27 protein-coding genes are annotated in these 26,985 nt (G+C 70.2%); 16 read left to right on the top strand and 11 right to left on the bottom strand.

Annotated features, from left to right (window positions below; all coding sequences use genetic code 11):
* Window positions 1-7 precede the first annotated feature (7 nt).
* Both HUT12_RS15805 and HUT12_RS15800 read left to right on the top strand, forming a co-directional pair.
* Window positions 8-640, top strand: a complete 633-nt coding sequence (locus tag HUT12_RS15805) for a TetR/AcrR family transcriptional regulator (protein WP_254876837.1) — start codon at window positions 8-10, stop codon at window positions 638-640.
* 35 nt (window positions 641-675) lie between these two features.
* Window positions 676-1,026, top strand: a complete 351-nt coding sequence (locus HUT12_RS15800) for a UBP-type zinc finger domain-containing protein (protein WP_176093859.1) — start codon at window positions 676-678, stop codon at window positions 1,024-1,026.
* Window positions 1,027-1,086: 60 nt separating this feature from the next.
* Here HUT12_RS15800 and HUT12_RS15795 read toward each other — a convergent pair whose 3' ends face one another.
* Window positions 1,087-2,673 carry an alpha/beta fold hydrolase gene (locus HUT12_RS15795; protein WP_176093858.1) on the bottom strand — a complete coding sequence of 529 codons (1,587 nt, stop codon included), beginning with the start codon at window positions 2,671-2,673 and terminating at the stop codon, window positions 1,087-1,089.
* A 406-nt stretch (window positions 2,674-3,079) separates the two neighbouring features.
* On the opposite strand from HUT12_RS15795, the gene HUT12_RS15790 reads away from it, so the two are divergent.
* The 3 genes from HUT12_RS15790 (at window position 3,080) to HUT12_RS15780 (ending at window position 5,745) form a co-directional block, all read left to right on the top strand.
* Complete coding sequence (locus HUT12_RS15790; protein ID WP_131051231.1) at window positions 3,080-3,793, top strand: DNA alkylation repair protein; 714 nt, start codon at window positions 3,080-3,082, stop codon at window positions 3,791-3,793.
* Window positions 3,794-3,904: 111 nt separating this feature from the next.
* Window positions 3,905-5,131, top strand: coding sequence for a serine protease (locus HUT12_RS15785; RefSeq protein ID WP_131051230.1), 1,227 nt, complete (start codon window positions 3,905-3,907; stop codon window positions 5,129-5,131).
* A 128-nt stretch (window positions 5,132-5,259) separates the two neighbouring features.
* The gene (locus tag HUT12_RS15780; RefSeq protein WP_254876836.1) at window positions 5,260-5,745 is read left to right on the top strand and encodes a hypothetical protein; all 486 of its coding nucleotides are present in this window, start codon (window positions 5,260-5,262) and stop codon (window positions 5,743-5,745) included.
* A 9-nt stretch (window positions 5,746-5,754) separates the two neighbouring features.
* Here the strand turns inward: HUT12_RS15780 and HUT12_RS15775 are convergent, their stop codons facing one another.
* Window positions 5,755-6,843: an endo alpha-1,4 polygalactosaminidase gene (locus HUT12_RS15775; protein ID WP_176093857.1), complete on the bottom strand. Its 1,089-nt coding sequence runs from the start codon at window positions 6,841-6,843 to the stop codon at window positions 5,755-5,757.
* A 552-nt stretch (window positions 6,844-7,395) separates the two neighbouring features.
* Entirely contained in the window at window positions 7,396-7,671 is a 276-nt protein-coding gene (locus tag HUT12_RS15770) for a hypothetical protein (protein ID WP_176093856.1), read from the bottom strand.
* Between the two features lie 187 nt (window positions 7,672-7,858).
* Here HUT12_RS15770 and HUT12_RS15765 point away from each other — a divergent pair, with 187 nt between their 5' ends.
* Window positions 7,859-10,336, top strand: a complete 2,478-nt coding sequence (locus HUT12_RS15765) for an AAA family ATPase (protein WP_176093855.1) — start codon at window positions 7,859-7,861, stop codon at window positions 10,334-10,336.
* Between the two features lie 61 nt (window positions 10,337-10,397).
* On the top strand, window positions 10,398-10,520 hold the full coding sequence (locus HUT12_RS33210; protein ID WP_303393489.1) for a hypothetical protein: 123 nt from the start codon (window positions 10,398-10,400) through the stop codon (window positions 10,518-10,520).
* Between the two features lie 24 nt (window positions 10,521-10,544).
* Here the strand turns inward: HUT12_RS33210 and HUT12_RS15760 are convergent, their stop codons facing one another.
* Window positions 10,545-11,492 (bottom strand): SDR family NAD(P)-dependent oxidoreductase, encoded by a 948-nt coding sequence (locus HUT12_RS15760; RefSeq protein ID WP_176093854.1) that lies wholly within the window; start codon window positions 11,490-11,492, stop codon window positions 10,545-10,547.
* Between the two features lie 109 nt (window positions 11,493-11,601).
* On the opposite strand from HUT12_RS15760, the gene HUT12_RS15755 reads away from it, so the two are divergent.
* Together HUT12_RS15755 and HUT12_RS15750 are read left to right on the top strand one after the other, a co-directional pair.
* Window positions 11,602-12,267, top strand: coding sequence for a TetR/AcrR family transcriptional regulator (locus HUT12_RS15755; protein WP_176093853.1), 666 nt, complete (start codon window positions 11,602-11,604; stop codon window positions 12,265-12,267).
* Between the two features lie 34 nt (window positions 12,268-12,301).
* Window positions 12,302-13,045, top strand: a complete 744-nt coding sequence (locus tag HUT12_RS15750) for a hypothetical protein (RefSeq protein WP_176093852.1) — start codon at window positions 12,302-12,304, stop codon at window positions 13,043-13,045.
* Window positions 13,046-13,142: 97 nt separating this feature from the next.
* On the opposite strand, the gene HUT12_RS15745 is transcribed toward HUT12_RS15750, so the two are convergent.
* Complete coding sequence (locus HUT12_RS15745) at window positions 13,143-14,108, bottom strand: ketopantoate reductase family protein (protein WP_176093851.1); 966 nt, start codon at window positions 14,106-14,108, stop codon at window positions 13,143-13,145.
* Between the two features lie 85 nt (window positions 14,109-14,193).
* Between HUT12_RS15745 and HUT12_RS15740 the strand changes: the two genes are divergently transcribed.
* From HUT12_RS15740 to HUT12_RS15720, 5 genes are all read left to right on the top strand, one after another.
* Window positions 14,194-14,763 (top strand): TetR/AcrR family transcriptional regulator, encoded by a 570-nt coding sequence (locus HUT12_RS15740; RefSeq protein WP_176093850.1) that lies wholly within the window; start codon window positions 14,194-14,196, stop codon window positions 14,761-14,763.
* 131 nt (window positions 14,764-14,894) lie between these two features.
* The gene (locus tag HUT12_RS15735; protein WP_176093849.1) at window positions 14,895-15,536 is read left to right on the top strand and encodes a TetR/AcrR family transcriptional regulator; all 642 of its coding nucleotides are present in this window, start codon (window positions 14,895-14,897) and stop codon (window positions 15,534-15,536) included.
* Window positions 15,533-16,306, top strand: coding sequence for an SDR family NAD(P)-dependent oxidoreductase (locus HUT12_RS15730; protein ID WP_176093848.1), 774 nt, complete (start codon window positions 15,533-15,535; stop codon window positions 16,304-16,306). Before HUT12_RS15735 ends, HUT12_RS15730 begins: the two co-directional genes overlap by 4 nt.
* The gene (locus tag HUT12_RS15725) at window positions 16,303-17,181 is read left to right on the top strand and encodes an ABC transporter ATP-binding protein (protein WP_176093847.1); all 879 of its coding nucleotides are present in this window, start codon (window positions 16,303-16,305) and stop codon (window positions 17,179-17,181) included. Before HUT12_RS15730 ends, HUT12_RS15725 begins: the two co-directional genes overlap by 4 nt.
* Before the next feature lie 16 nt (window positions 17,182-17,197).
* Complete coding sequence (locus HUT12_RS15720) at window positions 17,198-17,938, top strand: ABC transporter permease (protein WP_176093846.1); 741 nt, start codon at window positions 17,198-17,200, stop codon at window positions 17,936-17,938.
* A 39-nt stretch (window positions 17,939-17,977) separates the two neighbouring features.
* Here HUT12_RS15720 and HUT12_RS15715 read toward each other — a convergent pair whose 3' ends face one another.
* Together HUT12_RS15715 and HUT12_RS15710 are read right to left on the bottom strand one after the other, a co-directional pair.
* On the bottom strand, window positions 17,978-18,727 hold the full coding sequence (locus HUT12_RS15715) for an SDR family NAD(P)-dependent oxidoreductase (RefSeq protein ID WP_176093845.1): 750 nt from the start codon (window positions 18,725-18,727) through the stop codon (window positions 17,978-17,980).
* 113 nt (window positions 18,728-18,840) lie between these two features.
* Window positions 18,841-22,476 carry an endonuclease/exonuclease/phosphatase family protein gene (locus HUT12_RS15710; protein ID WP_176093844.1) on the bottom strand — a complete coding sequence of 1,212 codons (3,636 nt, stop codon included), beginning with the start codon at window positions 22,474-22,476 and terminating at the stop codon, window positions 18,841-18,843.
* Window positions 22,477-22,791: 315 nt separating this feature from the next.
* Here HUT12_RS15710 and HUT12_RS15705 point away from each other — a divergent pair, with 315 nt between their 5' ends.
* Window positions 22,792-23,274, top strand: a complete 483-nt coding sequence (locus HUT12_RS15705) for an RICIN domain-containing protein (RefSeq protein ID WP_161594883.1) — start codon at window positions 22,792-22,794, stop codon at window positions 23,272-23,274.
* A 68-nt stretch (window positions 23,275-23,342) separates the two neighbouring features.
* Here HUT12_RS15705 and HUT12_RS15700 read toward each other — a convergent pair whose 3' ends face one another.
* The 4 genes from HUT12_RS15700 to HUT12_RS32835 all read right to left on the bottom strand — a co-directional run bounded on the left by HUT12_RS15700 (window position 23,343) and on the right by HUT12_RS32835 (window position 25,988).
* Window positions 23,343-24,245, bottom strand: coding sequence for a zinc-binding dehydrogenase (locus HUT12_RS15700; protein ID WP_368660261.1), 903 nt, complete (start codon window positions 24,243-24,245; stop codon window positions 23,343-23,345).
* A 162-nt stretch (window positions 24,246-24,407) separates the two neighbouring features.
* On the bottom strand, window positions 24,408-24,629 hold the full coding sequence (locus HUT12_RS15695) for a hypothetical protein (RefSeq protein ID WP_176093843.1): 222 nt from the start codon (window positions 24,627-24,629) through the stop codon (window positions 24,408-24,410).
* A 2-nt stretch (window positions 24,630-24,631) separates the two neighbouring features.
* Complete coding sequence (locus HUT12_RS15690) at window positions 24,632-25,831, bottom strand: helix-turn-helix domain-containing protein (RefSeq protein ID WP_254876835.1); 1,200 nt, start codon at window positions 25,829-25,831, stop codon at window positions 24,632-24,634.
* Complete coding sequence (locus HUT12_RS32835) at window positions 25,818-25,988, bottom strand: hypothetical protein (protein ID WP_254876834.1); 171 nt, start codon at window positions 25,986-25,988, stop codon at window positions 25,818-25,820. Before HUT12_RS32835 ends, HUT12_RS15690 begins: the two co-directional genes overlap by 14 nt.
* Window positions 25,989-26,138: 150 nt before the next feature.
* On the opposite strand from HUT12_RS32835, the gene HUT12_RS15685 reads away from it, so the two are divergent.
* Window positions 26,139-26,888, top strand: coding sequence for a DNA-binding transcriptional regulator (locus tag HUT12_RS15685; protein WP_176093841.1), 750 nt, complete (start codon window positions 26,139-26,141; stop codon window positions 26,886-26,888).
* The last annotated feature ends 97 nt before the right edge of the window (window positions 26,889-26,985 follow it).

Genomic DNA, 26,985 nt, shown 5'->3' with positions numbered 1-26,985 from the left:
CTCTCGGATGCCGACCACGGTCGGGCTGCGCGCCGACGCACGACAGAACCGCGACCGGATCGTCGAGGTCGCCCGCGCACTGTTCGCCGAACGCGGGCTCGACGTGCCGATGGCCGCGATCGCCCGCCGTGCCGGGGTCGGCGTCGCCACGCTCTACCGTCGGTTCCCCACCAAGGAGTCGCTGGTCGCCGAGGTCTTCGCCGACCAGTTCGCGGCCTGCGTGTCGGTGGTCGACGAGGCCCTGGCCGACCCCGACCCGTGGCGCGGCTTCTGCACCCTGGTCGAGAAGGTGTGCGCCATGCAGGCCGTCGACCGGGGATTCAGCGCGGCCGTCGTCGCGTCGCTGCCCCGTGCCGTCGACCTCGACCGGGAACGCGAACGCGGCCTGCGGGGGTTCGCCGAACTGGCCCGACGGGCCAAGGCCGCCGGGCGGCTGCGCCCCGACTTCAGCGAGGACGACCTCGTCCTGCTGCTCATGGCCAACGGCGGCATCGTCGCCAACACCGCCGACGCGGCGCTGGCCGCCTCCCGGCGGCTCGTCGCGTACCTGCTGACGGCCTTCGCCGGCGACGGCCCCCTGCCGCCGCCCGTCGCGCTCAGCCTGCGCGACGTCCCGCATCTGGCCACGAGCCGGGCCTGACCCGCCGCACCCGACACTTCTCACGGAGGAAACCCATGGACGGCATCGACCCCTCGGTCCCACCCAGCGGCCCGGGATGCGCCGACTGCGAGGCCGCGGACCCACCGGGTTGGTGGGTCCACCTGCGGCGCTGCGCCCGGTGCGGGCAGGTCGGCTGCTGCGACTCGTCGCCGAGCCAGCACGCCAGCGCCCACGCCGCCGCAACCGGCCACAATGTCGTCCGCAGTTACGAGCCGGGCGAGGCATGGTTCTGGGACTACACCGCGGAGACGATGTACGAGCAGGGTCCGGAACTTGCCGCCCCCGCTCACCGCCCTCTCGACCAGGGCGTGCCCGGCCCCACCGACCGGGTCCCCCTCGACTGGCGGCGGCACCTGCACCGCTGACGGATGTTAGGAGGGGTCCCCTGCTATGCACGAGGCGTTAGCAGGGGACCCTTCCTTGCGTCAGAAGAGCCAGGTCGGCAGCGCCGGTGTGCCGCGCAGCGGCGCCAGGGGCGGTACCTCGGCTGACGGACCCGCAGACCGGCCCCGGGCCTGGTCGGACTCGGTGCCCGGCGGCGGTGCTGCCGCGCACCGCGTACCGTCCGCCGGCACCACGAGGTCGATCAGGTACGCCTCGATCGCCTCGTCGGCGCAGGCCACCCGGCCGTAGACGATGTGCCCCCAGCCCTCGTAGGTGAGCAACTCGGCGTGGTCACCGAACTGTGCGGTGGCACCGAGCGCCCAGTTGTAGCCGGTCGCCGGGTCGTGCAACGAGTTGACGAAGAGGAGCTTGGCCTGGTTGGTCGGGGCGACCGGCCGCTGTGGGTTGTCCGCCGTGCTGGGCCAGCCGAGGCAGATGGCACCGATGGCCGCCCGGGGAAGGTCCGGCAGGTCCGGCGAGGCGAGCTGGGCCGCGTCGACGATCGACCGCCACTGCCCGATGTTCTGCGCTCCGAGGTTCCAGTCCTCGCAGAGCACCGCCTGGTACGCGAAGGGCACCACGGTCGGCGGCTGCTCCTCGGTCGACTGGCGGGCCGCCGGTACGCCCCAGGGACGGCCGGCGTCGACCCGCTCCAGTTCGGCGGCGATGTCGAGCCAGTACGGCTGGTAGTTCACGTTGCCCAGCACGAAGTTGACCAGATCCCGCTTGGTGATCTTGTAGCTGTGGTCGTCCGGGTCCGGCAGTTCACCCCGTCCGGCACGGTCGAGCAGCCGCCGCCAGAATGCACGGATGTCCCGCCCGTGCAGCGCGCACTGGGGCAACCGGGAGCAGCCGGCCACGAACTCGTTGAACGAGTCCTGCCCGGTGACCGCCTGGGTGACCGCGAAACCCCGGGCGTCCAGGCTGTGGTCCATGGTGCTGTCGGCGACGATGGCGCGTACCCGGGTGGGGAACAGTTCGGCGTACTGCTGGGCCATCAGCGTGCCGTACGACATTCCGAGGAAATTCAACTGCGGGTCACCCACGGCGACCCGGATCGCGTCGATGTCCCGGATCACCTGGAGCGTGTTCACGTGATCGAATACCGGCCCGCTCCGGGAGCGGCAGTCGTCGGCCAGCGCCCGACTCGCGGTGACCATTCGGGTAAAGTCGGTGGACGTCCGGATGGCGCCCGCCGGCAACGCCGAGATCTTGTCGACCGCGCACATGACAGGCGCACTGCGGGCCACTCCACGCGGGTCGAAACCGATGATGTCGAAATGACGACGCAATTCGTCGCCGTAGGTCGCCCACAACGCGGAGTCCACGCCCGACCCACCCGGACCACCCGGGTTCACCAGCAGCGATCCGCGCCGCGCCTCAGGGTCGGTCGCCGGCCGTTTGGCCAGCGCCAACTCGATCGTCGGTCCGGACGGATCGGCCCAGTTCACCGGCACGTCGAGCGTGCCACACAGGGCAGTGCCATCCTGCTCACAGGGCTCCCACCGCACCTGCGACGACTGCACCTGCGACACGGGTGCCGCCGAGGCCGGCGACACCACGACCGGCACCAGCGCCGCCCCCACCGCGATACCGGCGAGTAATTGCCGGATCAGTTTTCTGCGCATGCGCCCTCTCCCCGATTACTTTCCCGGCCCCCTGCCGGGCGACGCTGAAGTTAGCGAATCCGCCGAGGTGCGGGGTTACCGGAAAGTGTCAGCGACAATACCGTTCGGACAGCGTCGGCCAACAATGATCCAGAACCACGTGTGATCCCATTCCGGCACACCGACGTGAATAGCGAGGTCACTGCCGAAACGGAGGACGTGAATCGACTCGTGAAGCGACGCGAATCGAGCGCCACCGGAAACTGTCAACATGGTGGACGTCACAGGGCGACGCATTCTTGGAATTCACCTACCCAGCACTTTCCCGCAACGCCCGACAGAACTGCGTGACGGATTCGAAACGTCGCCGCGCCACGACCACGCGCCACGACCACACCGGACACCGCTCGCGGTAGGTTGCCGAGTCATGGCCACCACCGCCGCCGACGTCCGGCACGACCTCGCCCAACTCGCCGACCCGGCCCGCGCCGCCGGCGTGAGCCGGTACCTCCAGATGTTCCCGGGTGGGTACGGCGAGGGCGACCGCGCCATCGGGGTCACCGTGCCGCAGCAGCGCCGGGTCGCCGGTCGGCACTGGCGCGGACTCGCCCTGGCCGACACCGCCACGCTGCTCAGCAGCGACGTGCACGAGGAGCGGCTGACCGCGATCTTCATCCTGGTGCGCAAGTTCGGCGGGGCCGACGAGCCGGAACGCGGTCGGATCGTCGAGCTGGTCCTGACGCACACCGGCCACCTGAACAACTGGGACCTGGTGGACTCCTGCGCGCCGTACGTCCTCGGGCCCTGGCTGCTCGACAAGGACCGCGACGTCCTGGACCGGCTGGCCGGATCACCCCTGGTCTGGGACCGGCGGATCGCCGTGATGGCCACTCTCGCGTTCATCAAGGCCGACGACTTCGCGTGGACGTTCCGGCTCGCCGAGCGACTCCTGCGCGACCCGCACGACCTGGTGCACAAGGCGGTCGGATGGATGCTGCGCGAGGTGGGCAACCGGGACGCGGCGGCGGAGGAGGAGTTCCTGGCCCGCCACTACCGGGCGATGCCGAGGGTCATGCTGCGGTACGCGATCGAGAAGTTCCCGCCGCAGCGACGGAAGGACTACCTGTCCGGGACGGTCTGACGACGCGCCCGTCGACATCGAGAAGATATTGACGACCTTGCATGTGTTGCCGCAGCTCGTGTATGAAGACTGAGCAATCGTTAAGGTTCCGGTCTCCTGGGAGGAGCGACGATGACACACGCCCCGCGCCGTCTGCGCACGCTGGCGGTCATGCTCAGCGCCTGCACGCTCGGGCTGAGCCTGCTGTCGGCACCCGCCGAGGCGTACTCGGCGCCACCTCTCGCGCCGCAGTCCGAGCGCGCCCCCGAGTCCGACCAGTTCGTGGCCGAGGGCGTGACGACCGTCGGCGAGCTGCGCACCGTCGACAGCGCGCTGTCGTACGCCCGTGACGGCCGGACCCAGGTCATCCACCACCCCGGCGCCACCTACGTCAAGGTGCACTTCGCCTCGCTGCGACTCGGCCCCGGCGAGTACGTCACCGTCTCCAGCCCCGACGGCCGGGAGAGCTACCGGTACGACCGGCACCTGAACCGGGCGACCGGCGCGGACTACACCACCGACGGGCGGCCGGGCTTCTGGGCCATGTCCGTCGAGGGCGACACCGCGGTGGTGACGCTGCACAGCACCCGCGCCACCCGGAGCAGCGCCGCCACCATCGACCGGTTCTGGCGCGGCTACGACCGCACCGAGATCGCCGCGCACAACTTCTCCACCCAGTCCGTGTGCAGCACCGACGCCCGCCGCGACGTGGTCTGCTACCAGAACAGCCACCCGACCGAGTTCGCCCGGGGCAACGCCGTGGCCCGCCTGCTGATCAGCGGCGGCGGCATGTGCACCACCTGGCGGGTCGGCAACACCAACCGGATGCTGACCAACAAGCACTGCTTCTCGACGCAGTCGGCGGTCAGCGGCAGCGAGATGCAGTTCAACTACCAGTGCGGCACCTGCGGCGGTGCCAACCCCGGCGCCGGCACCAAGGTCAGCGGCGCCACGCTCTACCGGGTCAGCAGCGGCGGTTCCAACCAGCTCGACTACGCCCTGTTCTCGGTGAACAACTTCGCGGCCATCCAGGGCTTCGGCACGCTCTACCTGGCGACGACCGCCACCACCACCGGCACCCAGATGTACATCCCCGGCCACGGGGACGGCAGCCCGAAGCGCCTGTCCATCTTCGAGGACGCCCAGAACGGCGCACGCTGCACCGTCCGGAACGCGAACTACAACACCTGGAACATCAGCTACAGCTGCGACACCTCCGGCGGCAACTCCGGCTCGCCGGTGCTGAACAGCAGCCACCGGGTGATCGCCCTGCACCACCTCGGCGGCTGCCCCTCCAACCAGGGCGCGAAGGCGCACCTGATCTACAACGAGATCGCCGGCCTGATCGACAACGGCTGACCCGACCAGCACCACAGACGACGACGGCAGGCCGCCGCCGACCCCGGCGGCGGCAGAGCCGGGCTCGCCACCGCTTCGGGTACGAACGTCGAGGTCAGGGGTTGCGACCGGGGCATACGATCCGGCGCATGAAGGCTTACCGCGCGTGGCCGCTGGCCCTCCTGCTTCCGCTGCTGGCCGCGTGCGTCGTCAGCCCGGTGGAGGAGGTCGTGGCGTCGACGGTCACCTACTCCTGCTGTGAGGCCGCCGACGTCGAGAAGCTGTACCAGCCGGGGCAGACCTTCACCCTGAACTGGATCGTCGAGTCGCCCGACGACCCGCCGGTCACGCCGACTCCCGGGCCCGGCGTCGAGCTGACCGCCCACCTGATCGGCCCGTTCGAGTCGGTCGAGCAGCTCACCGCGCACGCGATGGGCACGCTCACCGTCCCCAGGCTGGTCACCTACCCGGCCGAGCCGGTACGCCCCGCCGACGCGCCCGACCGGCGGCCGGTCAGCACCATCGCGATCGCCCCGGACGCCGGCCCCGGCTACTACAACCTGATCAGCTCCATGGCCGACCAGGGGCACGCGGTCGGTGGCGAGAGCGTCATCCAGGTGGTGGCCGGAAGCTGAGGAGCCCGCTCAGCACGCCTTGCGGACGTACGTGCGGGAACCGGGTGCCGACACGGCGAGGTCGCGCAGCACGATCGAGAGCCGACTGCCGTGCGACCCGCACGCCTTGGTGAAGCCGCTCTCGGTGTACTCGATCACGATCACGTTGGCGCCGTAGGTGCGGGTGTACGCGTCACACTCGTTCCACGTGCCGCACTCCTCGGCGACGGCGAAGTCGAACCCGGCCTTGCGGGCGTTCGAGGTGCTCAGCTCCGCGAGGTTCTTCTGCGCCACGGCCAACCCCTTACCGTGCGCGTACGCGCTCAGCGACGCCGCGTACGCGACCGCCTGCGACTCGGTCAGCAGCCCCTTGGACCGGGTGAACGAATCCAGGTTGTCCGGCTCGATCGCCTTGAACCCCTTGCTGGCGCACCGGTCGATCCACCCGCCCACGATCGTGGTCAACGCGGTCCGCTTGGCGGCGGTCGAGAAGTCCAGCATCAGCTCGTTCCAGTCCTCGTCGACCACGAGGTTGCCCTGCGCGTCCCGCAGCAGCAGGTCCGGGTGGTTGGTCTTCCACCACGACTCCGCGCCCGGCTGCGCCTGGAAGGCGTTGACGTAACAGATGTTGTACAGCCCGGCGGCCGGCGACGCCTCCAGGTCGCGGCTGACCACGGTGACGCCGGACGGCGGCGCGTACACCCCGCCGATCTGGTAGTCGAACCCGGCATCGGCGGGCGGCGGCGCCCACGTCGCGGCAGTGCTGCCGGTACTTGCCGGCGTCGTCGTCGCCGGGGCGGACGCGGCCGGGCTGCCGGAGGCCGACGGGGTACGCGAGGGCGACGGCGTGGTCGCGGGCACGCTCGGGGACGTACTCGCCGACGGCGCCGCCGTGGTCGGCCCGGCGCTCACCGGCGCGCCCAGGGCCGACGACGCATCGGAGGTCGGGGCGTCGCTCGGGGTCACGCTCGGCGTGGGCGTGGGCGTGGCCTGCTGCCCGAGGCCCCACCAGGGCTGTCGGCCGCTCGCGCCGGCGGCGCCGATGCCGACACCGAGTACGACGACAGCCACCGCCGCCGCCGTCAGCCCCACCCGGGCCCGCCTGCGCTTCGATCCCATCGAGCCCAACTCCTCCAGGTACGTGTGAGCGCACCCTACGAGACCTGGTCGGGACCGGGACACCCCCCGCTTCGAGGGGTGCGGACGCCCCCTTCGACACGGTGGTTGTCCCTCGGAACGGTATGCCCAGTCAAGGGCAGGAGAACTGCCAGGGCCCGCAGGATTGCCGGGCGCTCGCTCGGCTTCGTGCCGCGAAGAGCTATCAACACGATGACGACGCGGGCAACAAGAGCTAGTACGGGCACAAGGACCCAGGCCACGATCCCGATGGTGATCCCCATCGAAGACACTCCCATCGCTCGGGTCGAGCGATGGGGTCTCAGCGACCTCGGCTCGACCAGGGTAGGTCGGCCGAAGGTCTCCCCCAGCCCGTTGCCGGGCTCTCGGCCCCGGGCGCGCTGCCTGTGCTGGCGCCTTAGGCGGGTACCGAGCGGAGGGGTACTCCCCTTCTAGCTGCATCCAGTGTAGAGCCCGGTCTACAGGTACGCACCAAATCATCAGCGCGGGCCGACCCGAGAGCTGAGGCCGGCTCGTGGGCGACGTTTCGCCGAGCTAGCGGTACTCACCGAGCAGCAGGTGTACGGCAGCCGCCAGCCCACCCACACCGGCCAGCACGATCAGTGCACCGATGAACCTGTCGAGCAGGACGAAGCGAGCGCGGCGACGGACGATTCGGTCGTCAGACGACCGGAAAGGATTGAGCGGACGGATAAACCGCGTCGAGAGGTCCACGTGCTTCGTCGTAACGCCGCGGTAATCGCTGGCGAGGGCCGTCCCGATCACGATCAGCAGGACGCCGAACACCAGCCCGAGCAGAACCCGCCACATCTCGATGCCTCCGAAAGGCGGTCAGCCTAACCAGTTCGGCTGATCCGTACGCCCGCTCACCGTCACGCGGAGCACGGTGGATGCAAACGAGAGTGGCTGCCGCGACTCGCGGGTAGCCGACGTCATCCGATCTCGACGCACACGGTGTGCGACATCGGGTCGGGGTCCGCGTCGATACGATGCCTCGGTGGATCGGGGAAGTTTCGTCGGCCGAACCGGTGAGCTCACGCACCTGCGAGCGGTGGTGGAAGGGATCGGCCGGCGTGGCGTCCTCTTCAGCGGCGACGCCGGTGTCGGCAAGAGTCGGCTGGTGCGCGAGGCCGTGGGGAAGCTTCCCGCGAGCCGGTACGTCGTCCTGCCCATCGCCGCCGGCCATCCGAGTACGGCCCTGCCCTTCGGCGGTCTGGCCCAGGTGCTGCCCGTCGCGCAGCCGGCCGGGCTCACCCCCGCCGGGGTGCTGCGGTGGGTGGTGGACTCGGTGCACGAGCAGGCCATGGGCCGGGCGATCGTGCTCACCATCGACGACGCCCATCTGCTCGACCCGCCGTCGGCGGCACTGGTGCACGTGCTCGCCCGGCAGGAGGACGTCGTCCTGCTCGGGACGGTGCACGACGGGGAGCAGGTGCCGTTGCCGCTGCGGCCCCTCTGCGTCGACGATCTGGTCGAGCGCGTCGAGTTGACCCCGTTCGGCCGGGACGAGACCACCGAGTTGCTCGCGGACGTCCTCGGCGGGCCGGCTGACACGGGGTCGATCGACCGGATGCTCCGCCTGTCGGTCGGCAACCCGCTGCTCCTCCACGAGTTGCTCCGCAGCACGACGGGCAGTGGCGAGTGGGCGTGTTCCGGCGGGCTGTGGCAGTGGAACGGCGACTCGACGCGACCGCTCGACGTGACGGACGTGATCGGCACCCGGATCGACCACCTCACTCCCGGCGTCCGCAAGGTGGTGGAGTTGGTCGCCCTGAGCGAGCAACTCGGCCTGCGGCTGCTCACCACGGCGACACATGCCGACGACATCAGGCAGGCCGAGGAACACGGCCTGATCGCGATCGTCCGGCGGGACCGGCGGGTCGACGTCCAGCTGACGCATCCGCTGTACGGGGATCTGCTGCGCCGCCGCTGCCCGCCGGCCCGGACGCGGCAGTTGCAGACCGAGCTGGCCGAGTTGGTGCAGGCCACCGGTGCCCGCCGCCCGGGTGACCTGCTGCGGGCCGCCCTGTGGCGGCTCGGCGCGGGCTCCGCACAGGATCCCCGCCTCCTGCTCGGCGGTGCCGCGCAGGCGTTCGCCCGCTACGACGTACCGCTGACGGTCCAACTGGCGCAGGCGGCGCTGCACGCCGGTGGTGGTTACGACGCCGCCGAGTTGCTCGCCACCGTCCTGATGCTCTGCGAGCGCCCCCACGAGGCACTCCATGTGCTCGACCGGGTCCGGGACGATCTGGTCGACGAGCGGCGTCGGAGCCGTTGGCTGACGGTGCGGGGCATGGTGACGTACTGGAGCCTCGGTGCGGAGTCCACCGTCGACAGCCTGGCCGAGGCGGCCGTCACGCTGACGGATCCCGGCCACCAGGCGCGGGTCTGGGCCTTCGAGGCGCTCATGCGGATGCACCGGATGGAGATCGCCGCCGCACTGCGGTTGAGCCAGTCGGTGCTGGCCCGCCCGGCGTCCGGTCCGGGTGCCCGTGGCCTGGCCCGGTGCGTGGTCGCCTACGTCGACGCGACACGCGGTCTGTTCCGCCGCAACGCCGACGCGGTCGCCCAGGTGGAGGCGGACGTCGCCGGTTGGCGAGCAGACGTGCCCTACCTCCAGGCGATGGTGGAGTCGAGCCGGGCCGCCCGGCTGGCGCTCACCTGCGACCTGGCCGGCATCGACGCGATCGCCGCCGACGAGTTCGCCGACCTGGTCAGCTCCGGCGGCCTGCGTCTCGGCAGCGGCTTCCTGACCGTCCTCCAGTCCTACGCCGCACGGCTCCGGGGGCGGACCGACCAGGCCGTCACCTTCAGCGACACGGCCGGCGCGATGCTGGCCACCAGCCGGCTCTACGGCAGTCTCGCGCACGGCGAGCGGGCGCAGGTGGCGGCCTGGCGCGGGGACGCCGCCACGGCTCTCGCGGCGATGACGGCGGCAGACCGTTCGTACTCCCCGTGCATCGCGGTGTTCTATCCCTGGCTGGAGTTGGCCCGTGGCGGGACGATCGCCGCCACGGGCGACCTACCCGCCGCCGTCAGGCACCTGGTCGCGTTGGCCGACCGGCTGCGTTCCGACGGGATGACCGGGTACGAGGTGCTGGCCCTGCACGACCTGACCCGACTGGGCCAGGCGGCCACCCTGATCGGCCCGACCTGCGCCGACGGCGCACGGCGTTCGGTGGCCCAACGCCTCTCCGAGCTGGCCGAGCGTACCGACGGGACCCTGTCGCCGCTGTTGGCCCGGCACGCGCGGGCCTGCGCCGCCGAGGACGGCGCCGGATTGCTGGCGATCGCCGACGCCTTCGCCGCGGCGCAGCTCACCGTCTGGGCGGCCGAGGCCACCGCGACGGCGGTACGCGTGCTGCGCCGCGAGGGCGATCCGCTGGTGACCGACGCGCGTCGCCGTCTCGGTACGCTGCTCGCCGCCTGCGACCAGGTCCACACCCCGACGCTGGACGCCACCCGCGACTCCTGACCGGCCGAACCACCGAGCTGCGGGGCAGTGCGCGGCGTCGGCGACAGCGTAGGTTCGTGCCGTGGACTATGGGGACTACGGCTTCTTCGGTGGTGTCGCCGCCCTGCTCTGCGGCGGCGTCGGATGCATAGTCCTCGTCGGCACGCTGGGCTTCCTGACCCTGTGGTGGCGGGAGAAGTGGTAGCGCAAGCCCGCCATGTGACGCGGACTATGCCGTCACGACCGGCCCGGTCGAGATCGGGCTCTGCTCGGATTGGACGGCCGGGAACGTGACGCCGGTGAGGTCTTCGGAGACAGCCCAGAGCCGCTTCTGGACGGCCACCTCGTAGGACTTCGGGCTGGAGGTGACCAGTCGGGGGTGGCCCATGACCTCGTTGCGTCCGCCGGGGCCGTAGTACTGGCCGCCGAGCACGGCGGGGTCGGTGGCGGCGCGCAGGGTCGGCAGCGCGCCCATCGCCGGTGACTGGGTGATCAGCGGCGCGAGCCAGGTGAGTGGCAGCCGGAGTGCCGGCGGGCTGTTGCGGGCGAGTTCGGTGCTGGACATGCCGGGGTGCGCGGCGACCGCGACGGTGGTGCCGTGCGGGGCGAGGCGGCGCTGCAACTCGTAGGTGAACATGAGGTTGGCGAGCTTGGACTGTCCGTAGGCGGCGACCCGGCCGTACGACCGCTCCCAGTGCAGGTCGTCGAAGTGGATGTCGGCCCGGATGCGGTGGCCGACACTGCTGACCGTCACCACCCGTGAGCCGGGCACCGGCCGCATCAGGTCCAGCAGCAGCCCGGTGAGCGCGAAGTGCCCGAGGTGGTTGGTGCCGAACTGCAGCTCGAAGCCGTCGCGGGTGGTCTGCTTCGGGGTGTACATCACCCCGGCGTTGTTGATCAGCAGGTCGATCCGGTCGAGTCGGGACCGTAGCTCCCCCGCTGTGCTCCGGACGGAGTCGAGCGAGGTCAGGTCCAGTGCCTGCACGGTCACGTCCCCGGCGATCCGTGCTGCGGCCTGCTGGCCCTTCGTCACGTCGCGTACGGCGAGCACCACGGACGCGCCGCGTGCGGCGAGCGCCTTCGCGGTCTCGTACCCCAGTCCGGTGTTGGCGCCGGTCACCACGGCGACCCGCCCGCGCTGGTCCGGGATGTTCGCCGTCGTCCACTTCTCGCTCATGCGAGGCTCCCCATCGCTTTAGGTACCGGAGGTACTTTGTAACGACGACGCTAAAGTACTCACGGTACGTTGTCAACGTACCGGAGGTACCTAAGCTAGGCTGGCGATCGTGACCTTCCAGCGGGCGCGGACCGAGGAGCAGCGCGAGATCCGCCGACGGGCGATCCTCGACGCGGCGTCGGCGATGCTCGACGAGATGCCCGTGGCCTCGGTCACCCTGAACGAGCTGAGTCGCCGGGTGGGTCTGGCGAAGCCGAACGTGCTGCGCTACTTCGAGTCCCGCGAGGCGGTGCTGCTCGAACTGCTGGACCGCCACCTCCAGGAGTGGCTTGCCGACCTGGCCGGCGAGTTGGCCGACTCGGTCGACGACGACCTGCCCATGGCCGAGCGGGCGACGGCGGTGGCCGAGGTCCTCAGCCGCTCACTGGCCGCCCGAGTGGTGCTCTGCGACCTCTTCGGCGCACAGGTCGCCGTCCTGGAACACAACGTCTCCGTCGAGGTCGCCCTGCGCCACAAGCGCGCCTCGAAGGCGCACCTGGCCACCATGACCGCCCTGATCGAGAAGCGCCTGCCGGAGTTGGGCGAGACCGCCACGCTGTTCAGCCTGCAGACCATGGTCATGGCCGGAGCGCTGTCGGCGTACAGCACACCGCCGCCCAGCCTGGAGGCGGCCTACCAGGCCGAACCCGACCTGGCCCGCTTCCACATGGAGCTACGGGACTCCCTGAGGCTGGCCCTGACCGCGACCCTCCTCGGCGTGCTACCCCGCCGCTGACGCCCGGCGTGACGGCATCGGACATGATCGAGGCGTGGGTGACCTTGTGATCAATCTGCTGGCGAGCGTCATCGCCGGTACGGCGGTCTGGCTCTCGGGGTTTCTGTTACGTCGGCGCAAGCTGAACCGGGCACGGGCGTTCTTCGGCCTGACCGCCGGAGCGAGCTGCCTCCTGGTGGTCTCCCGGCACGCGTCGTCGCCGCGCGAGTTCAGCGTCCACCGCCGCGACGTCGCCGCACTGGTGGAGCTGGCCACCATCGCCCGGGAATGCGGCGCGCACGCGGACCGCGTCGGTGAGGACCAGCCGACCGGGGAGATCGGCCGGCTGACCGAGTTCTGCGTCGGCGGCCCCGGCGGTGCCAGCCCGCGCAGCGTCACGCACGTACGCGCGATCCTCCGTGGCGTGACGTACGAGATCTTCGACGAGGAGAAGCGTCGGAGGTCGTTCACGGTCGGCGGCACCGAGTACGTCTACCGCCCGGAGACCAGTTACGTCCTGCTCGCCCGGTTCTGGGGTCCGGTGGGTGGTCGCCCGGTGTTCTTCATCGGCGGCCTGACCGCCGGCAGCAACCTCGCCGCCGCCCGCTACCTGAGCACGCACCACCCGGAACTGGCCCGCACCTACGGCGCCGACCGGCCGTTCGCGCTGGTGCTGCGCATCATCGAGCCCGCCGCCTACGGCACCGACTTCACCGAGCTGGTCGCCGACGTCACCGACGTGGCGTTCCAACCGGATCCGCAGCCGGCGCAGCCGACGCAAGGAACGCAGCCGGCGTAGGCGGCTCCAGACTCGGTGACGCGCGGCGTCGCATGTAAGGAGGGGTCCCCTGCTATACACCAGGCGTTAGCAGGGGACCCCTCCTTACATGCACCGACTACGCAGCCGCCGCCGTTCCCGCCGTCGTCGCGTCGGCGAAGTAGGGCTCGGCCGCCTCTAGCCGGGGCACCCGTATGCCGAGCCGGCGCGCCTCCGCCAGCGTGTCGCGGCAGACCGCGCGCAACTCCTCGGGGTTGGCGTGCGCCGTCGTCACCCTGCGCGCCGGCGGGAATCGGCCCATCATCCAGGCGAGTGCCGGCGCGGCCAGCCAGACGGGTCCGGTGAACGGCAGCAGCGAGGACCGATGCCGCCGCAGGTCGACGCCCCGCGCCTCGACCAGCGGCAGCAGCTCGCGGACGGCGAGGATCGCCTCGCGCATGTCGCCCCGCGTCAGCGTGGACAGGGAACCCCGCCGCAGGCTCTGCGTGTGCAGACCCGCGTTCTGGACGAAGTGGACCGCCAGCCAGCCCCGGAAGTCGGAGTTCTCCTGGGTCCGGAACCCGGCCCCGCGAAACACCTCGCGGACGGCCCGCTCCCGCTCGGTCGGCGGCCGGTCGAGCGTACCGAGGAAGACCATCGGCAGCAGGGACGCCCGCAGCACCCCGTCGTCGCCGAACCCTCCGCCGGCCCCGGGAAAGCCCCAGGCCACCTGCTCGGTGGGGAGATGCTCGATCGCGGTGAGCGGCTCGACCCACAGGTTGTTGAAGACGAGCACGGTGGCCCCGCCCACGCGTGGCCCCAGGAACGCCGCCGCCTCGGCGAAGCCGTAGTGCTGCACACTCAGCACGATCAGGTCGAAGTCATGGTCCGGCTCCAGCGACTCGCGGAGGCGCACCGGCCACTTCTCCACGACCCGCTTCCCCCACGGCCGCCGTCGCGCGTCCAGCAGATCAACGTCGATCGTGTCCCCGTACGTCGCCGCACGCCCCGGCCGGACGTAGAACTCGACATGGTGCCCGGCCCGTTCCAGGGCCCACCCATAGGCTGCACCGACAACGCCCCGGCCGAACATCAAGATCTTCACGCGCCACCTCGTACCCTATAATTGGAGATTGCCTCCACTTCCAAAAATATGGAGACAGTCTCCACTTGTCAACCTGGGACCTCACGTGACCGACGCCAAGCCGCTCCGCGCCGACGCCCGCCGCAACCGCGAAGCCCTGATCGCCAAGGCCCGCGAACTCTTCGCCAAGAACTGCTTCAACCTGCGCTTCGACGACTTCGCCAAGCTGGCCGGCGTGGGCACCGGCACGCTCTACCGCCACTTCCCCACCCGGGAGGCCCTGGCCGAGGCGGTCTACCGCGAAGAACTCGCCGCGCTGTGCGACCGCGCCCGCGAGCTGCACGCCGCCCTCCCCGCCGACGAGGCGCTGGAGTCCTTCCTGCGCGGCTTCGTAGCCCACCTGGACGCCCACGAGGGTCTCGCCCGCACCCTCGCGACGCTCATGACGACCCGCTCGGAGACCCTGGCCGAGGGCGCCCAGGCCCTGCACCAGGTCATCGCCGACCTCCTGACCGACGCCGCCGAGGCCGGATCCATCCGCGACGACGTGAGCGCCGACGCCGTCATGATCGCCATCAACGGCATCTGCGCGGCCTACGACCACCCGAGCTTCCGCACCAATGCGGACCAGGTCCTGACGCTCGTCGTCGACGGCCTCCGTCACACCGCACCCTGAGCGGCATCCCGGCACCCGACCTACGCACAACTCGCCCGCGCGGCGGGCGCGCGGTCCTCGGAGCGACCCACAGATCCCGGCGGAACTGGCTGCACTGACGGGCCGTTGGCAGTGCGTGCTAAATTTTGGCCATGGTGCCAAATCCTGATCACGGCGGCCAGCCACGCTCCTTCATCGAGGAGGCGCGGCGGGCGCAGATCGTGAACGCCGCCGTGGAGACCATCGCCGAGGTCGGCTATCACCGCGCGTCGATGGGCAAGATCGGTGCCCGGGCGGGTATCAGCCGTGGGCTGATCTCGTACCACTTCGCGGGGAAGTCCGAACTGATCACGCAGGTCGTCACCACCGTCTACGCCGACGCCGCAGCGTCCATGGCACCGGTGATCGATGCCGAGACCACACCGGCAGGCCAACTACGGGCCTACATCAGTTCGAACCTGGGATACATGCGCGTCCACCCGGCCCGGATGATCGCCCTCGTCGAGATCCTCACCAGCGGCGGCCTGGCCGATGTGTCCGACGCCGACCCCGCCGAATTCGACCGGCAACTGCTGTTGCCGCTGGAGCACCTGTTGACGGCCGGGCAGGAATGCGGCGACTTCCGGGACTTCGACGTCACCGTCATGGCCCGGATCGTGCGCGGCGTGATCGACGCCGTGCCCACCGCGCTCTCCCGCGATCCCGCCCTCGACATCGACCGTTACGTGCGGGAGATCACCACCGCCATCGACCACGCCACCCGGCCGGTCCCGTCCCGCACGGAGAAGACATGAACCCCCTCGACGGCACAGTCGCACTCGTCACCGGTGGCGCCAGCGGAATCGGTGCGGCCATCGCCCGTCGCTTCGCGGCCGGCGGCGCCCGCGTCGTCATCGCCGACGTCGATCCGGCCGGGGAAGCGGTCGCCCGGGAGGTTGCCGGCGCCTTCGTGCGTACCGACGTCGCCCGGCTGGCCGACAACATCGCCGCCGTCCAGGCCGCGACCACGCACTTCGGCCGCCTCGACGTCGCCGTGCTGAACGCCGGAATCGGTGAACAGGGCAGCTTCACCGACGATTTCCGGCCCGAGCACTACCGCGACCTGGTCTCGGTCAACCTCGACGGGGTGGTCTACGGGCTGCACGCCGCTCTGGGGGTGTTCACCGCGCAGGGATCCGGCGCGATCCTGGCCACCTCCAGCCTGGCCGGCCTGAGCGAGAGCCCGATGAACCCGCTCTACGCCGCCACCAAACACGCGGTGATCGGGCTGGTCCGCTCCGTCGCGCCGATCGTGGCCGCCCGGGGCGTCACCGTCAACGCGCTGTGCCCCACCTTCGTCGACACCCCGATCCTGGGGGAGGCGGTCCCCTTCATCAGCGACCTGGGAGTGGCCGTCCTGTCGCCCGAACGGGTCGCCGAGGTCGCCGAGCTGGTGCTGACACGCGGCGGGACCGGGCAGGCGTGGCCGGTCGTACCGCACGGTGACCCGAGCCCGTTCGCCTTCCCCGACCTTCCGTCGATCATGTCCGACCCGCACCGACAGGTCCCGGAGGCCGCCGCATGACCGTCCTCGCCCGCGTACGCGACCTCACCCGCCGCTACCACGACAAGGCCGCGCTCGACGGTGTGTCCCTGGACATCCCGGCCGGGCAGGTACTCGGACTGCTGGGCCCCAACGGTGCCGGAAAGTCCACCCTGATCAACGTCATGACCGGCCTGCTCCGGCCCAGTTCCGGCAGTGTCGAGCTGTGCGGCGGTGACCCGCGCAGCGAGTCGACCCGACGCATGATCGGCGTGACGCCGCAGGAGACCGGGCTCCCGGAGACCTGGCGGGTCGCCGAACTGGTGGACTTCGTCTCGGCGCACTTCCCCGATCCGGTGGACCGGGCCGAACTACTCGACCGCTTCGACCTCACCTCGTTGGCCGACCGGCAGGCCGGCGGTCTTTCCGGCGGACAGCAGCGGCGGGTCGCGGTCGCGCTGGCCTTCGCCGGGCGGCCCCGGCTGGTGTTCCTGGACGAACCCACCACCGGTCTCGACGTGGACGCCCGGCGGGCGTTGTGGGACGGCATCCGGTCCTTCCACGCCGACGGTGGAGCCGTGCTGCTGACCAGCCACTACATCGAGGAGGTGGAGGCACTGGCCGACCGGGTGGTGGTGATGGACCAGGGCCGGGTCATCGCCGATGGCGGTATCGCCGAGATCCGTGGCCGGGTACGGCTCAAGCGGGTCACACTGACCGACCCGGTGCTGCCCGCACTCAGCGGAGTCGCCTCGATCGAGCCGGACGACGACCGCGCCCATCTGCTCACCAACGATGCCGCCGCGCTGGTCCGGGAACTGGTGACCGCCGGCGCGTCCTTCACCGACATCGAGATCGAATCCGCCTCGCTGGAGGACGCCTTCCTGGCGATCACCGGCGATCGGCGGACCACCTGACCGGAAAGGCCGTTCGATGTCCTCCTTGACCATGACCTACACGCGGCGGAACCTCGCCGACACCATCCGGACGCCCACCATGTTCCTGACCGTGGCACTGGTTCCGGTCGGAGTCATGGTGTTCTTCGTCGTACCCTTCATCGGCCAGGACCCGGTGGCGATCACCTCGGCCACCGCGACCCTGGTGGTGTTCGGGGTGCTCATGGCCTGTGTCGGTCACTTCAGCGTGGCGATCGCGGCGCAGCGGGAGTCGGCCTGGGGAAACTATCTGCGCACCCTGCCCGGTGGAATCGGGCCGCAGATGTCCGGCTATCTGCTGGTCGGGCTGGCGGTCGTCGCCGCGGCGGTCATCCCGATCCTGCTGGTGGCCGGCGTGTTCACCGCCGCCTCGGCGCCGCCGTCACGGGTACTGCTGGCGGCGGGGGCGCTGATGGTCGCGGTGGTGACCTTCACCCTGCTGGGGCTGGCGATGGGCTACCTGATGTCGATGCGGGTGGCCGCCATCGCCAACAGCGTCGGCTTCCTGCCGCTGGCGGTGGCCGGCGGGATGTTCTTCGACGACGCGGACACGCCGAAGATCATCGAGCAGATCGCACCCTTCGTACCCACCCGGGGCGCGACCGACCTGGTGCTGGTCGCGCTCACCGGGGAGTCCGTCGGGCCACTGTCACTGGTGATGCTCGCGGTCTGGATCACGGTCCTCGCCGGACTCACCGTCTGGGGCCACCGCCGCGATCAGGTCCGCCGGTTCACCTGAGGCCGCACCCCTCTCCCACCCTCGGGTGTGGCGTGCCCGTCATTGCGGCAGACCCTGGTAGTCGGCCGGGCCGGCGATCTGCCCACCGTCGCCCGCCACCTCGCTGCCGGTGACGAACGTCGAGTCGTCGCTGGCGAAGAAGAGGACGATCCGGGCGATGTCGTCCGGCTGCCCGACCCGGCCAAGCGCGACGTTGCTCGTGTCGAACGTGACGCCTTCGGTCATCGGCGTCTGGATCTGGCCGGGGTGCACCGCGTTCACACGGATCCCGTGGACGCCCAACTCCAGCGCGGCGGTCTTGGTCAGGCCCCGTACGCCCCACTTCGACACCACGTAGCCGGACATCCTCGGCACGCCCTGGAGAGCGCCGACGGAGCCGATGTTGACGATCGATCCGCCGCCGGCCCGCTTCATCGCCGGGACGACGGCCTGGATGCCGTTGAAGACACCGATCAGGTTGACGTCCAACGTGCGCTGCAACCGCGCGGCGTCCCACTGCTCCAGTGGAGCGGGGTCGGCGATGCCGGCGTTGTTGACCAGGATGTCGACGGAGCCGAAGCGCTCCTCCGTCCGCCCGACGAGGGCTGCCCACTCCTCTGCCGACCGGACGTCGAGTCTCTCGGCGACGGCCTGCGGCCCGAGTTCCGCGGCGAGCGCCTCCGCCACGGTGCGGTTGACGTCGGCGATGACCACGTGGGCGCCCTCCGTCACGAACCGGCGTACGGTTGCCGCTCCCATTCCCATCGCTCCGCCCGTGACCAGCGCGGTCTTACCCTGAAGTCGCTCCATGGCGAGTTCCTTCCTCCCGCACCAACGGCGCGGGAATCTCATTCGTCGGTATCGGTGCGCCGGCTGAGGCGGCCCCAGGCGACCTGCCCGGCCTGGGGCCGCCTCGACGTGAGTCAGTCCGCCCAGCGCCAGTTCTCGACGCCGTCGGAGCCGGCGAACTCCACCGTGAGTTGGGCGTGGACCCCGTGGTCGGTCAGGTACAACGGAACCGGTGCACCGTGGAACCCGGTCATGTTGTAGATGCTCATCGAGTCGGTGTCCTGGTGCATGCACCACACCTGGCCGTCGCTGTTCGGCGCGTACGGCTCCAGTACCACCTGCCCACCCGGCAGCGGCTCCGTCCCGCCGGGCGACGACGTCAGGTACTCGTCACCGAAGAGCAGATGGAAGCAGCGGTCGGCACCCCGCTGGCCGACGAAGATCGGCTCCCAGCCTTCGGTCGCCGTGTCGTTCGGCAGCAGCCGCACCGGTCGATTCTCGACGCCGTCCGGATCGGCGACATCGATCTCGGTCTCCCCTTGCGGCGACGTCGCCACGTGCCGGATCTCCCGCCGCTCCCCGACCTCGGTCTGGGAGGCGAAGAACCAGAGCTGCTCCGCCGAACCGTCCGCGTCCCGGACACCCAGCAGGAAGTCACCGGGCGTGATGGCGGTGAGCAGTTGTCCGTTCACGTGGTTCCGCAGCGTCCACGCGCCGTTGTCGGCGATGATCGGCCGCCACAACTGGTCGAGCCTCCGTGCCGAGCTGAGCGTGGCGCGGGAGTTCGGCGCGCTGCTCTCCAGCCCGATGTACCGGCCGTCCGCCACGTTCTGTAGCCGCAGGTGACCGTCGAACTCGTAGTCCCAGTCCAGCCGCCACCGCTGGTCCCGTCCCGCGTCATAGGCGGTGTCCGGAACCAGCGGGCCACCGCCCGGCTCGACGTCGGCCACGTTCGTGGTGGCGGCGTTGCGCAGCAACGCCAGGCCCGGCAGCGTCGGAGTGGCAAGCGGTGGGTTCTCCGCAGCCGCGCGCAGCGTCAGGCTGTACCGGACGGGAAAGTGATCCGAGGAGACGGTCGTCGTCAGTGTCCTGGCGTTGAGCAGGGTCGGCGCCCCGCCCCCGAAATCCGTCACCCCGTAGTCATAACTGTGCGTCGGATTCTGGGTGGGATGCGTGTGCTGAGGCGGATCCATCACTCCGAACTGTTGCGCAGGCAGCGCGTTACGGAGATTGTTCGGTTCCCGGTTGAAGTCGCCGAGCACGATCCATTCGTAAGGACCGTTCGGGCCCGGGTTGTTCTGCATGTGCGTACGAATGTTCTGCAGCAGAGCTGGCGTGTCGGGGCCGCCGGGCGACCAGCCGTGCACGGTGAAGAACACCGTCTCGCCGCGCCGCACGCCGAGAGCGGGACGGGAGCCGTTGAGTCCGGCGGCGACCACGATGACCTCGTCCGCCGGCTCTCGGGTGGCCACCGCCAGGTTGACCCGCCCGAAGCCCGCCGGTGAGGTGTCGGTGTGCAACCAGTACAACCTCGCGCTACCGGGGCGCCCTTCGCTGCCCCAGCGATACTCATCGACGGTCGGGAATCCCGGGCCATTCGGGACATTGCCTCGATCGTAGACATTCTGCTGGTGCTGGGCTAGACGGGTCATGCCCGGCGAGGGCACTCCGGCTTCCTGCAGAGCTACGACAAATGCCTGGCTCTGCGTGAGGAAGCTCCTCACCTCTTGGTACTTGTTCTGGTAGCTGCCATCCGCCGCGGACCCCGCTCCCTGCATGTTCCAGGTGATGACCTCCTGGCGGTTCTCGTCCCGGGGATCGAGCTGGCCGACGTCGCGGAGGAACAGGGAGGGCCACCGCTCGTTGCGGACGACGACGCCCTGGCCGTCGAAGGTCGCGGTCTCCCGCCCGGCCCAGTCCTTGATCGGTGCGCCGCCCTGGCTCAACGGGGCGAACGCGCGCGGGTTGTTCGCGTCGGAGCCGAACTGGTAGATCGCGCTGCTGTTGCCGCTACCCACCGAGTAGGGCGCGTACGGCAGGAACGGGCCGCCGGGCGTGGACTGCTTGATCAGGGTGTTCTGGTGGAAGACGTTCTGCGGGCCGGAGGCACCGGACCACTTGATCGCCTTGGCCGCCGCCGCCCACCAGATCGGGAACCAGGTGCCGTCCTCCAGCTCGCCGCCCTCACCGCCGCAGTTCGCGGTGCAGTTGCCGGACCGGTGCTCGTACGGCACGCGTACGGTGTTGCCCTCGAACAGGTTGTACCGTTCCCAGCCGCCGTGCAGGTTGAGGTCGGAGTCGAGGTCGTTGCGGAACGCCACGTTGCCGCTGGCCGACCACTGGAACGTGAAGTGCCGCAGGTTCCGGCTGGTGTTGTAGGCCCAGAGCGAGTCCCACACCCGGCTGCCGCGCAGGTAGCCGTTGCCGCCCTTGCCCTTGTTCCACGCGCCGTCGAAGGTGTTGTGCTCGATCTGCAGGTTGCGGGCGACCTCCGTGACGACCGGGTGCGAGCCGGTCATCGTGCCGGTCAGTCCGCGCACCCAACTGTTCGCGGCCCACTTGAAGGCGAGGCCGTGCATGGCGTACTCGGGCGCGAGGTTGCCGTAGTTGTGCACCGCGTCGCCCGGCGGCGTGGTGTAGCGACCACCGCCGTGCTTCGGCATGTCCAGCAGTTCCTGGCTGAAGGCGAAGTTCTCGAAGCCGACCCCTTCGACCACGCGCAACGGCGTGATCTTGCTGGTGTAGGCGGTGCTGCCGATCGGCGCCGAGCCGTCCGACGTCGAGTCGACCGGCACGTCGTACTCCAGCGGCCGGTCGAGGGTCACGGTCTTGCGGGTGCGGTCCACCTGGACCGCCCGGAACATCTGCTGGCGCATGTGCAGGTTCTCGCGGACGCCCGGGTCGTCCGGCGACAGGCCCTGCTGCTCGTAGAAGTTCCGGCTGTTCGCGGCGCCGACCCAGACGTAGCCACCGACGACGAACCGGTCCATCTTCGCCGCCGCGTCGATGTGGATCACAGAGCGTCCGGTACGGGCCGAGAAGCCCGGGTCGCCGGAGGCCGCAGCCAGTTTCACGCCCGAGGCCCAGTGCTGGTTGATCGACCCCTCGAACAGGTCCTTGCGGTTGCGCGGTGCCGTGGTCCACTCGTCCAGGTACCGCTCGGCGACCTCGCGGGTCTGCACCTTGAACAGCGCACGACCGGGCCAGATCCAGCCGCCCCTGCCCTCGTCGGGGGCGGTGCCCCAGATCATCGAGTCCTGGTGCCACCGGCTGCCGTCGGCGGTCAGCGTGTCGTACCGGGTGTCGGCGCCCGGCCGGAAGACGACGCGGGTGCCGCCGTCGCCCGCGCCCTGACCCCGCAGGATCAGGAAGCTGGCGTCGACGTAGATCTGCCGGGTGATGTCGATCCGCCCGGCGGGCAGGGTGATCAGGGAGAGCCGGCGGTGGTTGCCCGAGGGCGAGCAGGAGTCCTTGATCTGGTCGATCGCGGCCTGAAGGCCGCTGCTGTCGTCGATGCTGTCGTTCGCGCGGACGCCGAACTCGCTGGCGAGCCGAGCCGTGCTGATCGTGCAGGCGCCACCGGCCAGGTCGCCGTCGGACGGCAACGGCGCGCCACCCAGATAGCCCGCGCGGGACCAGTCGGGCATCCCGGCGACGGGCTCGATCCGGTTGGCAGCGGTCAGGTTCGCGGCGGCCGGGTCGACGGCGGCTGTCTGGACCGCCGCCGCCGGTGCTGTCGCCTGGGCCGGGGAGGGGGCCAGCACCGCCACCGGTATCAGCAGCAGCGTCGATAGTGCTCGGACGAAGCGCGCTATGGATTTCCCACGCGCGGTGGATCGAATTTCCCGCATACCGATGACGACGATCCGGGCGGTCGATGGTTCACGTGACCGACAACACTTATCCGCCGCTACGACACCACTCGCCCAAAGTTCACTACAGATCTTGTGTAGAGGGTCACCGGATCGAAACTTGCGCCGACAACAACCGTGTCGATGTAATGACTGCCGCCGCCGTCCACAAAGCTCACTATTCAGCGTGAGCAACCACGGCGAATGTCATCACCTCATCCGGGAGACCGCAGAATGATCCGTAGCAAGTCCGCCGGGGCGCTGTTCACCATGGTGATCACCCTCCTCGCCAGCCTCATGACGGTGATCGCCGCGCCACAGGCGGCGTCCGCCGCAGCGGCGCCCGTGTACCACCTGCGCAACGTGCAGACCGGGCTCTGCCTGGACAGCAACTCGTCGGGCACCGTCTACACCCTGGCCTGCAACGGCGGAAACAACCAGAAGTGGTACGACCTGCCCGCCGCCCCCATCGTCCACCGATACATCATGGTGAACGTCGCCACGGGTCGATGCCTCTCCACCAACTACAACGGCGACCTCTACACCGCAGCGTGCGAGAACAGCCAGCCGCTCCAATTCTGGTACTTCCTCACGCAGCCGTCGCGAGTGGCGAACGAATTGACCGGCCGGTGTGCCGACAACAATTACAGCGGATGGGCCTACGCCGAACCGTGCAACAACGGCAATTACCAGAGGTGGCACAAGAACTGGCTCTGACCGCACCGGAGCAGGGGCTGCGTCGGGGCAGTGATGCCCCGACGCAGCCCGGTCGGTTTCCGAGGCGCTCAGATCAGTAGCAGGGTCTTCCCCACTGCGGTGCGGTTCTCGATCGCCGCGTGGGCATCGGCGGCACGTTCCAACGGAAAGGTCTGCCCGATGACCGGCCGCACCACTCCCGCCGCCGCCCGGGCGAACATCTGCTCCGCCCACCGCGCCACTTCCGGCCCGAACCCGAACAACTGCTCGATGCCGATCACCTCCACACCCCTGCGACGCGCCTCGGCGGGCTCGATGACCGTGGCCTCGCCGCTGGACGCACCGTGCACCGAGAACCGACCGCCACGGGCCGTCACCTCGAACGCGGCCCGCCCGATCGGGCCGCCGACACCGTCGAACACCACATCCGCTCCCCTGCCGCCGGTCGCTTCGAGGACCCGCCCGGCCCAGCCCGGTTCGGAGTAGTCGACCACCGCGTCGGCGCCCAGGCCCCTGACCACATCGAGCTTCCGGGACCCGCGCGCAGCTCCGACCACCCTCGCGCCCGCCGCACGGGCGAGCTGCACCAACAGGCTGCCCACCCCACCTGCCGCCGCTTCGACGAGAACCCACTCACCGGCGCCGATCGTGGCGTGCTCGACCAACCCCTGCGCCGTGCTGCCATCGCTGTACAGTGCGGTGGCCTCCGGAAGCCCCAGGCCGTCCGGCACCGGAAACAGATCCCCGACCAGCGCCACCACCTGCTCGGCGAAACCGCCGGTCTCGCGCGTGCGGGCCAGAACGCGCCGTCCCCGCCACGCCGGATCCACCTGCGCACCGACCGCGCTCACCAGCCCGGCGACCAGAGTTCCCGGCACGTACGGCACCTCCGGCCGTTCATGCCACCTGTCGGTGCCACGCCGGATCTGCGTCTCGACGAACGTCATCCCCGCCACCGCCACGCTGACCACGACCTGGTCCGGTCCGGCCACCGGATCTGGCACCTGAGCCGGCACCAGCACCTCGGGTCCCCCGAAACGAACTACCTGGACCACTCGCATTCCACCCGCTCCCGTCCGTTCGCCGACGCGAACATCGAGAGCATGCAACCTGACGTCAGGTTGAGGTCAACCGATGCAGGTCGACGACCGCCGTCAGCCGGAGTCACCCTCTTCCGGCTGTCCTGCGAGGCTCCACAGCCGTGTTTCCTTCGCCGATCGGAGGACGTCCCGGGCGGCGGCAGCCACCGGGCAGTCCGCCGTGCGGCAGATCGGGCAGCAGCCGTCGGGGCCGGGTCGGTGGTCGCGCAGTACCCAGCGGGCGGTCAGGATCAGTCGGTTGCGGATCTGGGCCAGGGACAGGAACGGCGCGGTCATTCTCAGCCCACCCCGATGGTGGCGGCGAGGTGCACAAGCGTGGTCGGCGCGGTGGGGTCGCGGACGATCTGCGCGAGTACGTCCCGGCCCGCCGGACGGTGCCGGCCCTCGGCCGGCGCCATCCGATCGGCCTCCACCAGTGCCCGGCCGGCGTTGATCGGATCATCGGTGTGCAGGTACGCGCGAGCGGCGTCGATCAGGTGCCCGGCGCGGTACTCGACGGGCAACCACCGCCAACCGTCCCGGTCGGTCGCCTTCTCATGCCACGCCACCGCGTCGCCGCCGTCGCCCAACTCCACCGCTGCGCTCACCCTGGCCGCCTGCACCGCCGTGGGCCCGAACCCGGCGCGGTGGTGATCATGCCCGTCACCGACCTGGACGGCCAGTGCTGCCGCCTCGTCGAGCAGATCAGCCACCGCCGTCTCGTCGCCTGATCGGGCGGCAGCCAACGCCGCCTGCACCAACAGGGTCCCGCCCAGCGACAGTTCCTCAGGTGCGCCTTCCTCGACGACATGCGGCGCGATCCGGTAGGCGGCGGCCAACATCGCCGACCTGGCCGCCCGCACCTGCCCACACCCCCGCAGCACCTGACCGAGCTGCACCGCTGCCGCAGCCACCAGGATGCGGTCCCCGGTGGCAGCGGTCATCGCCCGATCGACCGCCAGCCACGCCAGATCCGGCTCACCCATCTTCACCAACAGCGACGCGGTGATCCGGTACGCCTCCACCAGCGACCCCCGACCCGCCACCGGATCCGCCGCGTGAGCGTGCTCGACGTCGGCCAGCAACTCCGGCAGCCGGTCGGCCACCCTGGCGTAGCGGGCATGCTGGAAAGTCGTCCAGACGTAGGCGACCTGCCGGTCCACCTGCGCGCCGGACGGCAGCGGACGACTGCCCGCCGGTCGGCCGAGGGGAATCGCGTACCGCGACAGGGCCGCGCGGACCCGTTCGACGTCTGCGGTCCGGTCGGACACATCCGTCGGCTGGACGTCCCGGCCGAGCAGCACCGCCGTGTCGATGCGTAGGACCGTGGCGACTTCCTGGAGCGTGGACACCTTGTCCAGCGAGCGGACTCCCCGCTCGACCTTGTCCACCCAACTCTTCGACTTGCCCAACCGATCGGCGAACACCTGCTGCGACAGCTTCCGCCGCCCCCGCCAGTACGCCACCCGCCCCACCGGCAGCAGCTCAACGACGCCCACGACGCCACCGCCGATCCGGCACCGCCCGCGTGGTCTCCTCCACCGGGATTCGATCCGCCTCCGCCTCGACCAACAGCCGACGCTTCGCCGCCTCGCGCTCGGCCGCCTGGATCTGCTCACCCCGGCTGACCGCCGGCTCGTCGCCTTTACCCGGCATCCTTTACCTCCGCCTGTAGGAAGCGGCGGCACGCCGTCCGTCGCAGATCCACAGTGACGTCGGGATGTCACCTGTTGCGACGGCACAAGACCCGACAAATCAACCACATAGCCGGCGACATTTGGGCGACATGACGCTAGGGTGACGGTCATGACCGCCCCCAACACCGCGTTGCGCGCTGTCCGCACCGGCATGCGGATGAGCCAGGACGACTTCGCTCGCGCGCTCCAGGCCGCGGGCCACCGCGTCGGCGAGCCCAATGACGCCAACAAGCGACTCGTCCAGCGATGGGAGTCCGGCACGATCGCCGCGCCACGCCCCGTCTACGCCCGCGCGCTGGAAGTCGTCACCGGGCTACCCATCTCACTTTTGGGCTTCGCAGCGGTACCCAACGGGCATGTCGCTGACGACGACCACGGCGGCCACGACCTGACTTCTCCCGTGTCCAGCCTGGCTACGCCGACACCGACGTCCAAGCCCACGACAACCGGCCGTTCGTACGAAGGCGTGTGGCTCAGCCGCTACCAGTTCTACTCCAGCGGGCGGGGGGACTCCTTCGCTGGACAACACTTCGTGGTGCTGCTCCAGCACGGCGATCGATTGACGGCACGCAGCCTGCCTGGCTCGGCGTCCTCGTCTCTCTCGCTGGACCTGACTCTGGACGGTGCCGTCGTCACCGGCACCTGGGTAGAGCAGACCGACCCGACCGGCTACTACCGGGGCGCCCGGTACCACGGGGCAATCCAGCTCATCGCCGAGCCGACCGGTCGACGGATGGCCGGAAAGTGGATCGGCTTCGGCAAGGACATGGACGTGAACACCGGCCCGTGGGAACTTGTCTTCCGCGACGCCTCGACGTCTAAAGCGACACTTGATCGCTACAACACGTCGGCGGGGTAGGTCGCTGCTGGTCCGGAAGCCCATCCTCGTCCACCCATGTGTGCCGGTCGTCACCCAGCTAGTCACTCATCGACGTCGGCACTCCTCACGGAAGCCC

The organism is Verrucosispora sp. NA02020 (assembly GCF_013364215.1).
GTDB lineage: Bacteria > Actinomycetota > Actinomycetes > Mycobacteriales > Micromonosporaceae > Micromonospora.
This window is presented reverse-complemented; position numbering and strand designations above follow the sequence as displayed.